This is a genomic window from Acinetobacter sp. HA, assembly GCF_000264725.1.
In the GTDB taxonomy this organism is placed as follows: Bacteria; Pseudomonadota; Gammaproteobacteria; order Pseudomonadales; family Moraxellaceae; genus Acinetobacter; species Acinetobacter schindleri.
Genome location: NZ_AJXD01000009.1, coordinates 44,747 through 54,633, shown reverse-complemented (window position 1 = coordinate 54,633; position 9,887 = coordinate 44,747). Strand labels below are relative to the sequence as shown.

The 9,887-nt window shown below is 42.5% G+C and carries 9 protein-coding genes; 8 read left to right on the top strand and 1 reads right to left on the bottom strand.

The features are described 5' to 3' along the window. Nucleotides 1-299 precede the first annotated feature (299 nt). Complete coding sequence (locus HADU_RS02730; RefSeq protein ID WP_008303364.1) at nucleotides 300-1,589, top strand: OprD family outer membrane porin; 1,290 nt, start codon at nucleotides 300-302, stop codon at nucleotides 1,587-1,589. Between the two features lie 279 nt (nucleotides 1,590-1,868). Next, entirely contained in the window at nucleotides 1,869-2,729 is an 861-nt protein-coding gene (locus HADU_RS02725; protein ID WP_008303363.1) for an alpha/beta fold hydrolase, read from the top strand. A gap of 394 nt (nucleotides 2,730-3,123) precedes the next feature. On the opposite strand, the gene hcaR is transcribed toward HADU_RS02725, so the two are convergent. Beyond that, nucleotides 3,124-4,026: a DNA-binding transcriptional regulator HcaR gene (gene hcaR / locus HADU_RS02720; RefSeq protein WP_008303361.1), complete on the bottom strand. Its 903-nt coding sequence runs from the start codon at nucleotides 4,024-4,026 to the stop codon at nucleotides 3,124-3,126. A 281-nt stretch (nucleotides 4,027-4,307) separates the two neighbouring features. Here hcaR and hcaE point away from each other — a divergent pair, with 281 nt between their 5' ends. The 6 genes from hcaE (at nucleotide 4,308) to hcaD (ending at nucleotide 9,601) form a co-directional block, all read left to right on the top strand. Continuing rightward, a complete protein-coding gene (hcaE, locus tag HADU_RS02715; protein WP_008303359.1) occupies nucleotides 4,308-5,675 on the top strand; it encodes a 3-phenylpropionate/cinnamic acid dioxygenase subunit alpha in 1,368 nt (455 codons plus the stop codon). Further along, nucleotides 5,672-6,190: a 3-phenylpropionate/cinnamic acid dioxygenase subunit beta gene (gene hcaF / locus HADU_RS02710; RefSeq protein ID WP_008303357.1), complete on the top strand. Its 519-nt coding sequence runs from the start codon at nucleotides 5,672-5,674 to the stop codon at nucleotides 6,188-6,190. The genes hcaE and hcaF overlap by 4 nt, the downstream gene beginning before the upstream one ends. After that, on the top strand, nucleotides 6,190-6,516 hold the full coding sequence (gene hcaC, locus HADU_RS02705; RefSeq protein ID WP_008303354.1) for a 3-phenylpropionate/cinnamic acid dioxygenase ferredoxin subunit: 327 nt from the start codon (nucleotides 6,190-6,192) through the stop codon (nucleotides 6,514-6,516). Before hcaF ends, hcaC begins: the two co-directional genes overlap by 1 nt. 2 nt (nucleotides 6,517-6,518) lie before the next feature. Next, the gene (gene hcaB / locus HADU_RS02700) at nucleotides 6,519-7,334 is read left to right on the top strand and encodes a 3-phenylpropionate-dihydrodiol/cinnamic acid-dihydrodiol dehydrogenase (RefSeq protein WP_008303347.1); all 816 of its coding nucleotides are present in this window, start codon (nucleotides 6,519-6,521) and stop codon (nucleotides 7,332-7,334) included. A gap of 66 nt (nucleotides 7,335-7,400) precedes the next feature. Then, nucleotides 7,401-8,366, top strand: a complete 966-nt coding sequence (locus tag HADU_RS02695) for a 3-carboxyethylcatechol 2,3-dioxygenase (protein ID WP_008303345.1) — start codon at nucleotides 7,401-7,403, stop codon at nucleotides 8,364-8,366. Between the two features lie 5 nt (nucleotides 8,367-8,371). Further along, complete coding sequence (hcaD, locus tag HADU_RS02690; RefSeq protein ID WP_008303344.1) at nucleotides 8,372-9,601, top strand: 3-phenylpropionate/cinnamic acid dioxygenase ferredoxin--NAD(+) reductase subunit; 1,230 nt, start codon at nucleotides 8,372-8,374, stop codon at nucleotides 9,599-9,601. Nucleotides 9,602-9,887 lie beyond the last annotated feature (286 nt).

Here is a 9,887-nt window from a genome sequence, read left to right as displayed (position 1 = left end):
GTTTGAGATTCAATTTAATCGCTGGAATCTACAACTTGGAACTGAGCAAAAAAATGATTTATGAAAGAGGTCTATTTTTTAATATTGAATTTGAAATATAGAACAAAGAGTTATATTGTTTAGTAAAATAATAAAAAATATCTAAGATTTTAAAAATATTAAAGAAATGATAAATATATTCAAATAAATCCAGAAAAATAATTGGGATCAAAAAGTTAATACTGTGGTCGGATTTTAAATAAATACGTTGTTCAGCATGATGCAGCCATTACTTCTTATGTTGGTTAAGGACAAAGAAAATGCGTCGTCATAATTTATGGATAGCAATCATTGCTGCAACAGCGACTTTAGGAACAACAGCTGCTCAAGCTGATTTTATTGACGACAGTAACGTTCAATTAAAATTTAAGAATTTTTATTTAGAACGTAATTATGATAATGAATCTCAAAAAAACTATGGTAACTGGACGCAAGCGGTAACACTAGATGCTAAGTCTGGTTATCACGATATCGGTGGTGGGGTTCAGGTAGGTGCCGATCTATTAGCACAATATGCCGTAGGTTTGAAATCTCCTGATAATGTGAATGATATTCACATGCCATATAGCAACAAAGATCAGAAGACTGAACGTGATAATGCCAGGTTGGGCATAACCTTAAAAGTTAAAGTATCTGAAACAGAGTTGAAGGTGGGTGATCTATTACCAATGTCACCAGTGGTGTTCTTTGATCCATCTCGTCAATTGCTAACGACCTATAGTGGCGCATGGTTAGAGTCTAAAGATATCAAAGACACTAAACTGACCTTGGCTTATATTGATGGTATTAATACGCGTTATGATAATCAATATCAAAATTTAACGCTGTTGCCGCAAAATGATTTTGCTAAAGCTGAAGCTGCAGGTCTATCCACTGATGACGGTATGTATATCGTAGGAATCGACCATCAATTCACACCTAAATTTACTGGTAGCTATTGGTATGCTGATATGACCAATATCTATAAACAGCATTATATAGGTACAGACTATAAAACAACTGTCGGTGAAAAGATTAAGCTCGATGGACACGTTCGCTACTTTGATAACAGTGAATCTGGTGACAAACTTTATGGCAATATTGATAGCCAGGCGGTTTCTGCAGGCCTAAAAGTAAATCAGGGTGCTCATACAGTTCAGTTGGGCTATCAACAAATGTTTGGTGATCATGGTACGAGAGCCACTATGTTCCCGACTCTGGGCGGATGGGTTCCACAACCATATTTAGACAACTGGTCTGTAGCAAGTTTTATTCGTAAAGACGAAAAATCATGGAATCTCGGTTATACCTATGACTTCTCAGAGCTAGGTGCAAAAGGTTTAACTGCAACTTTACGTCATTTTGAAGGATGGAACGTAGATAATGGTGCTGGTAATAAGCGTGGTAAGGAAGATGAAAACAATGTAATTGTTAATTATGTTGTTCCTGAAGGTAAATTAAAAGGCTTAGGTTTCCAATACATGTTCATCGATACCAACTATGACAATATTGCAGGTGGCTTTGATTTGCAGGAACATCGTATTGCAACAACTTATACCTATAAATTCTAAAATTGAGAATTTAAAAGAGCGGTGTATCGACACCGCTCTTTTTTATATCATTTTAAAATTTAAAACCTGAGTATTTATAAGGGATTATTTTAAAAATAATTATATAAAACAATATCTTAAGTTATATATTTTTTATAGTATGCAATCGTAATTTTGTATCAGTTGAGCTGTGCTAAGCGGTTAATATAAAGCTGTAAAAATTCATTTTTTAAAGAGTCAACTTGCCGTCGACCTCTGAATAGATGGACACGCAAGCTAAAGACTGTACGAGGAATCAACATGAGCACTGTTCAAATCCCTGATTATAAAACAGATCCATTCTTTGGCTTAGAAGACAAATGGATTGAAACTGCAGAAGATGAGTTGACTCACTACCACGAAATTGGTGAAGGTACACCAATTCTATTCCTTCATGGTTCTGGTACTGGTGTATCTGCTGCTGCAAACTGGTGGTTGAACCTGCCTGCAATTGGTGAACAAGCACGTTGTATCGCAATTGACACGATTGGTTATGGTCAAACTGTTGTTGCACCAGGTACTGCTTATGGTATCCGTGCTTGGGTTGATCACGCGATCCGTACTCTAGATACTCTTGGCATTGAAAAAACCTGGTTAGTGGGTAACTCTCTGGGTGGCTGGTTGGCATTCCAGATGGCACTTGATTATCCTGAACGTGTTCTAGGTATCGTGTCTATGGGTACTGGTGGTGCAAAACAGACTGCTGCGCTGAAAGCACACGCAAATCCAGTATTAACTGAAGAAGGTATCAAGAAAACTCTTTCTATGTTTGTCGTGAATAAAGACCTGATCACTGACGAACTGGTGAAAGTACGTTTTGCTTCTGCTGCCAATGACTATGCATCAAACCGTTTGATGGATGTGGTTGGCGCACGTGACCGTGACCGTTTCGAATTCCCGTTAGACTTCGAAAAAATGAAAGACATCACTGTGCCTGTATTATTGATTCACGGTACTCAAGACGTGGTGATTCCAGTTTCTCGTACTTGGGACATCCTGAACATCGTGCCAAATGCTGATGCGCATATTTTCAGCCAATGTGGCCACTGGTCTCAAGTTGAAAAAGCAGATGAGTTCAATACTGTCATTAAAAACTATCTGGCTGTTCACGGCGTAAAATAAGTCGTAGCTTGGTGAAAAAGGATGGCTGAAGCCATCCTTTTTTTATACTTAAAAAGATGAACTCAAATGCATTCAATGAGGGTGATTCTCATTAACCACTAATTTAGATTCAAACATAATTTGCACAATATCTTTGGCGTCTAAATCCTTTTTTCTTACCCTTAAAATCGCATTAGACTTAAGTTGTAAAAGCAGGGGATGGTTTGAGTAGTAAATAATCAATTTGGAAATTTTGATAGATTTTTTTAATACAGCAGCTGGCTGAAATATAGATTAAAACGTTAAATACAGATGTTTCTGTTTGATTAAAAAATATACATTTGAATTGGGAGAATAAAAAACGTGCCTCTGAGCTTGTCAGTAAGCGCGTCGGGATTAAGCTAAAGGCTTATTTTTACTGATCGCGATTAATATCGAGATAGAATACACGTGTCAGTAATTCAAGGAATTTCTTCACTGCAACCGAATTGCCATCTTTACGGTAGCTGACATATAGATCCAGATAAGGCAGCTCAACGTCTAAGGGGCGAATCACCGTATTGTTCATGGTCAGTGGCGCGATATAGCCTGGCAGAATAGTACAACCTAAACCAATCCCGATCGAATTGATGTTAAACAGAATATTGTCTGCTTTCTGCACAATATTAAATTCAATACCATTGGCTTTAGCGAAGTCCAGGATAGCATTGTGCAGTATCAATGATTGTTCTGCTGAAGGAATAATAAAATCAATGCCATTGAGGGCTTTCACCGGAATACGGTCATATTTCGCAAGTGGATGATCTTTCGGAAGAATAAAGATCAACGGTTCACGAATGACAAACTGGCTTTCAATCTCGTCACTGTTGAAGTTATAACGGGTAAAGGTCAGATCTAGCTCACCTTTTTTGAGCAGTTTCATCTGTTCAGTGTTATTCAGGCTGAGCAGTTCAATTTTTAGGTCTGGATTTTGAACGCGCAGATTTGGCAGCACATAAGGGAAGATTTTCATCTCTGCTACAGGAACGAAACCAATGCGCAGCATCTGCTGCTTGGCTTGTGATACCTGGCGTGCCATGGCAATCGCTTTATCTGCTTGAGCCAGCGTCAGGCGTGCCTGTTCAAGGAATACAGCACCTTCCTCAGTGAGTTCGACTTTACGCTTAGTACGGTTGAGTAGCTTTACGCCGACATCTTCTTCCAGGTCTTTGATTTGCTGACTCAAAGAAGGCTGTGCCGTATAAAGTTTGAGTGCCGCCTTACTAAAGTTCAGTTCTTCAGCAACGGTAATAAAGTAACGAAGATGTCGTAATTCCATAAAACTAGCCCGTCGAGTAATCCAAAAAATGTCTTACTATAATTTCAGAAGAGTATAATCTATAAACAACTATGTCGTGAAGATTATTTTCCCATTCATAAACTAAATGCTCTGGCGGAATTAATAGATGTTTTAATATAAAAATTCACGTGCTTAATAATTGTTTTAAGCTCTTAATTGAAACAAAAAAAATATTTCCCGAAAAACGCTGTCAAATCCATCATCGTTGAAAAGTTGAGTCTATTACTTTGTGCCAAAGATAGGTCACAGGAGAGCTTTTCATGAGTGGAAAAATTGATGTGCGCGAAATCGATGCTTTAGTCGATGCACAAAATGGACGTATTACGCCATCTATTTATACAGATCCTGACATTTACGAATTAGAACTCGAACGTGTTTTCGGTCGTACTTGGTTATTCCTTTGCCATGAAAGCCAAATTCCTAAGGCTGGTGATTTCTTCAATACCTACATGGGTGAAGATCCAATCATTGTGGCACGTCAAAAAGACGGCTCAATCAAAGCATTTTTAAACCAGTGCCGTCACCGTTCTATGCGTGTGAGCTTCGCTGACTGTGGTAATACCCGTGCATTTACTTGCCCATACCACGGCTGGTCATATGGCATTGACGGTTCTTTAAAAGATATCCCGCTTGAAGATCGTGCTTACCCGCATGGTGCATGTAAAGAGCAATGGGGTCTGGTTGAAGTGAATCGTGTGAAGTCTTACAAAGGCTTGGTATTTGCTTGTTGGGATGAAACCACACCTGACCTAGAAGAATACATGGGCGATATCGCGTGGTACTTAGATGGCGTTGTTGACCGTCGTCCAGGTGGTACTGAAATCATCGGTGGTGTACACAAGTGGGAAATCGAGTGTAACTGGAAATTTGCAGCGGAACAGTTCGCATCTGACCAATACCACGCCTTGTTCTCTCACGCTTCTGCGATCCAAGTATTGGGCGCAAAACCAGATGACGAATCATCTAAGAAATTAGGTGCTGCGCAAACTGCTCGTCCAGTTTGGGAAACTGCCAAAGATGCGATCCAGTACGGTTCACGTGGTCACGGTTCAGGCTTCTTCTTCACAGAGAAACCAGACGCAAACGTATGGGTTGACGGTGAAGTTGCCAACTACTTCCGCGAAACTTATGACGAAGTTAAAGAGCGTTTAGGTGAAGTACGTGCACTGCGTCTTGCAGGTCATAACACTATGTTCCCAACACTATCTTGGTTGAACGGTACTGCAACACTTCGCGTATGGCACCCACGTGGTCCAAACAAAACTGAAGTTTGGGCATTCTGTATTGCCGATGCTGAGGCATCTCAAGAAGTGAAAGAAGCGTTCGAACGCTCTGCAACTCGCGCATTCGGTCCTGCTGGCTTCCTGGAGCAAGATGACTCTGAAAACTGGATCGAAATCCAAAAAGTTTTACGTGGTTACAAAGCACGTCAAAACAAACTCATTATGGAAATGGGTAAAGGCAACGAGAAAGTACGTGAAGATGGTATCCCGGGTATCACTAACTATATTTTCTCTGAAACTGCAGCACGTGGTATGTACCGCCGTTGGGCAGATTTATTGATTCATGAAAAATGGGAAGACGTTGAAGCTGCGGCTGACGAATATGAGAAGGAGCTTATGAAATGAGTCAAATCAGTTTAGAACTTCATCACCAAATTAGTCAGTTCCTCTATCGTGAAGCCAAGCTTCTTGATGACTGGAAATTCCGCGAATGGTTAGACACGCTAGCTGAAGATATCTCTTACACGCTACGTACTACACCAAGCGCTCAAACGCGTGACCGTCGTCGTTCAGTTGAACCACCTACTACCTGGGTATTCAACGATACGAAAGATCTTTTAGAACGTCGTGTTGCTCGTCTGGAAACAGGTATGGCTTGGGCTGAAGAGCCTCCATCACGTACCACTCACATGGTGAGCAACGTGATCGTAGAGCCGACTGAAGTTGAAGGCGAATACGATGTGTACGTGACATACCTTCTGTACCGTACCCAGAAAGAGAAAGACGTTACGATTTACTGTGGTAAACGTCATGACAAGATCCGCAAAGTTGAAGGCGGCCTAGGCTTACAGATCTTCAACCGTAAGATCACGCTTGACCAAGTTACCTATAACTCACATAACCTGAGTGTGTTCTTCTAATGAATAAGATTTTTGTTTGCCAAGTTGACGAATTAGACGAAGGCGAAGCGTTAAAAGTGGATTGCGGCGTAAACGGTATCGAAGCGCTTGCTGTATTTAACAATGGCGGTGAATTCTTCGCTATGAACGATAAATGCAGTCATGGTAATGCTTCTATGTCTGAAGGTTACCTTGAAGATGACGGTACTGTTGAATGTCCATTGCATTCAGCACGTTTCTGTTTAAAAACAGGTGAAGCATTGTGTCTACCTGCAACTGATCCAATCAAAACTTTCCCGGTTGTACTTGAAGATGGTGCGTTATACGTAGAGATGGCAGGAGAGTAATCATGGGGTGGCTAAAAGGCGAAGTTGCACTCATCACTGGTGGTGGTTCAGGTCTCGGTTGGGCACTGGTAGAACGTTTCCTGGAAGAGGGCGCACAAGTGGCCGTTCTTCAGCGTTCACAGTCTAAAGTCGATGCACTGAACGCACATTTTGGTGACCGCGCGCTGGCAATCGCAGGTGATGTGGCCAGCTATGAAGACAACGTCCGTGCTGTTAAAGCGACTGTAGAACGTTACGGTAAACTCGACTGTTTCGTGGGTAATGCCGGTATCTGGGATCACTATGCCGATATCGTCAATACCTCAGGTGAGCAGCTGGAAAAAGCCTTTGACGAGATTATGGGCATTAATACCAAATCTCTGATCCTCGGTGCGAAGGCTGCACTGGATGCATTGATCGCTTCTGAAGGTTCTATCATATTTACTTTGTCTAATTCGGCACTGTACTCCGCTGGCGGAGGCCCTGTATACACAGCATCTAAGCATGCAGGGGTGGGCATTATGAAAGAACTGGCTTACGAACTTGCACCTAAAGTCCGAGTCAATGCCGTTGCGCCGTCAGGTATGAATGTGAATATCAAAGGCGCTGCATCGCTCGGCCAGGAAAATGTGGGCCTGCTCGATGCGCGTGATCCTGAGAAAATTGCACGTGGCATGCCACTGAATTTCTTGCCTGAACCGGAAGACATGACCGGTTCATATGTGCTCTTGGCATCTCGTCAAAACAACCGTCCTTTGACTGGTGTTCTGATTAATGCAGAATGCGGTCTAGGTATTCGTGGTCTACGTCAGCCACGTGCCGGTTTCTTTGACGAATAAAAATCTAGTCTGAAATGGACTTTTCGGCAGCCTGTTCTTTGCTGCCTTCCTTTTAAGGAGTCTCTCATGGACGTTAAACTTATTTGTGCATCGCACAGTCCTTTAATGGAATTTGCTTCACCGCAGGAAAAATGCAAAGAACAGGCTGTTCGTGAAGCGTTTGAAAAACTGTCTGCTGAAGTAAAAGCTTACGACCCAACCCTGATCATTACCTTTGGTCCAGACCATTTCAATGGTTTCTTTTATGACCTGATGCCAAGTTTCTGCGTGGGTATTCGTGCGACTGCTGCAGGGGACTGGGACTATGGTAAAGACAATGCACACATTGATGTACCAGAAGACAAAGCACTGGGCTTGGTCCGTCGTGTACTCGATGAGGGTGTGGACATTGCATATTCTTACCGTATGCAAGCCGACCATGGCGTGACTCAGCCATTGCACTTCCTGTGCGACGGCAAACTTGATCGTTATCCAACGATTCCAATTTTCATTAATGGCGCTGCAGCACCAATGCCAACCACGAAGCGTACCATCGCTTTAGGCCGTGCTGTAGGTCAGTTCATCAAATCTCTGAACCTTGAAAATGAGCGTGTACTGGTTCTGGGTACAGGTGGTCTGTCACATGATCCACCGACTCCGCAAATGGGTTCTGTACCACCAGAAGTGGAAGAGTTCCTGATTGCGGGTCGTAACCCGACACCTGAAGCACGTAACGCGCGTCAGTCAAAAATCATTGCAGTGGGACAAAAACTGGCAGCGGGCGACACCTCTGTTGCAGTTCCTCTGAATGCTGAATGGGATATCGCATTGCTTGAAAAATTCAAGAATGCTGATTTTGCTGCACTGGAAGCCATGACTGAAGCTGAAATCCGCCGTGATGGTGGCCGTGGTGGTCAGGAAGTTCGTTCGTGGATGGCGGCATTTGCTGCTTTAAGCGAAATGGGCGAGTACGAAATGACAACGCATTGCTATGAAGACATCAGTGAATGGATTGCAGGCTTCGGTATCGTATCTGCAGAGTTAAAAGGTTAATTTACATGAGCAACATCGAAACCATCGTGATTGTGGGTGCTGGCCAAGCTGGTGCAAGCGCAATCCTAGAACTTCGTGCTAACAAATTCGAAGGTAAAATCATTCTGATCGGTGATGAAACGCATCTTCCTTATGAGCGTCCACCACTATCTAAAGACGTGATTTTGCGTCCTGAAGAAACCAAGATCGAAATTTTGTCAGAAGAAAAACTGGCAGAACTTGGTGTTGAAACCATCCGTGGCAATGGCGTGCAAAAAATTAACGCTGAGGCGAAAACGGTTGAACTTCAAAATGGTGACGTTGTTGCTTATGACAAATTGCTTCTTGCAACAGGTGGTGCGGCACGTCGTTTGCCAAACTTCGATGCACTTGGCAAACACGTTTACACACTGCGTAATCTTGAAGATTCACAAGCGCTTGTACCTGTATTGCAGAAAGGTCAACGCATCATCCTCATCGGTGGTGGCGTAATCGGTCTTGAGCTTGCATCATCTGCACGTTTTAAAGAATGTGAAGTGACTGTGATTGAGATGGGTCCAATGGTGATGGGTCGTTCATCGCCACGCATCCTGAGCGAATTCCTGCTTGAACAGCAAAAATTGGCAGGTGTAGACGTTCGTCTTTCAACGTCAATTGCAGACTGCAAGCTTGATGGCGAAGAAATCGTGGTGACTTTGGGTGACGGCGAAGAACTTCGTGCGGATGCTGTAGTTTACGGTATTGGTATTGTGCCAAATGCACAGCTTGCGGTTGAAGCAGGCCTTGATATTGATCTTGCAATTAAAGTCAACGAAAACTGCCAAACGTCGAATCCTGACATTTATGCAGCGGGTGACGTTGCGACTCAGCTTCGTGACTGTGGTAACCACCGCCGTGTTGAAACGTGGGAAAATGCCAACCTTCAAGCAGGTATTTTTGCACGTCACGTGATGGGTGTTGAGCATCCTACACCAAACCCAGCGTGGTTCTGGACAGATCAGCTTGATATTAACTACCAATTCGTGGGTGATATGGCAGCGGCTGAATGGCATGTTCGTGGCGAAATCAAACCTGAATTGCGTAGCGAGTCTTCATTTGTCTTGTTCGGTGTAACAGATGGTGTGATCGTGGGTGGTATTACTGTCAACGCTGCCAAAGAAATGCGTCATCTTAAAAAGTTGATCAGCAAGCAAGCTGCATTTGAAGCTGATAAGTATTTGGATCTGAGCCAAGATCTTCGTAAGCTTGTGAAATAACTTTGCGTTATTTATGAGTTTACAAAAGGGCAGACCTTGGGCAACCTAGGTCTGCTTTTTTATGCACTTTACTTTGTTGTCACGACCTTAGTTGTCATTATATTTGAGTAAAGTTTGCGTATAGGTGATTTTTACTTTTAAAAGATTAAAAGTAACAAAAATCTTTTGATCGTTTGAGGGTATATCCCTATACCCCAAACGATCCAGCGGCATCCCTGTCGCTCCCCGTATTGTTGAATGCAGATTTGAACATAAATTTGGTTCGATTCTATCTAATACATTTTTA

Bases quoted from the DNA above. Each gene is read 5' to 3' on its own strand.
- hcaR (WP_008303361.1), bottom strand. From the start codon at position 4,026: ATGGAATTACGACATCTTCGTTACTTTATTACCGTTGCTGAAGAACTG.
- hcaD (WP_008303344.1), top strand. From the start codon at position 8,372: ATGAGCAACATCGAAACCATCGTGATTGTGGGTGCTGGCCAAGCTGGT.
- hcaC (WP_008303354.1), top strand. From the start codon at position 6,190: ATGAATAAGATTTTTGTTTGCCAAGTTGACGAATTAGACGAAGGCGAA.
- HADU_RS02725 (WP_008303363.1), top strand. From the start codon at position 1,869: ATGAGCACTGTTCAAATCCCTGATTATAAAACAGATCCATTCTTTGGC.
- HADU_RS02695 (WP_008303345.1), top strand. From the start codon at position 7,401: ATGGACGTTAAACTTATTTGTGCATCGCACAGTCCTTTAATGGAATTT.
- HADU_RS02730 (WP_008303364.1), top strand. From the start codon at position 300: ATGCGTCGTCATAATTTATGGATAGCAATCATTGCTGCAACAGCGACT.
- hcaB (WP_008303347.1), top strand. From the start codon at position 6,519: ATGGGGTGGCTAAAAGGCGAAGTTGCACTCATCACTGGTGGTGGTTCA.
- hcaE (WP_008303359.1), top strand. From the start codon at position 4,308: ATGAGTGGAAAAATTGATGTGCGCGAAATCGATGCTTTAGTCGATGCA.
- hcaF (WP_008303357.1), top strand. From the start codon at position 5,672: ATGAGTCAAATCAGTTTAGAACTTCATCACCAAATTAGTCAGTTCCTC.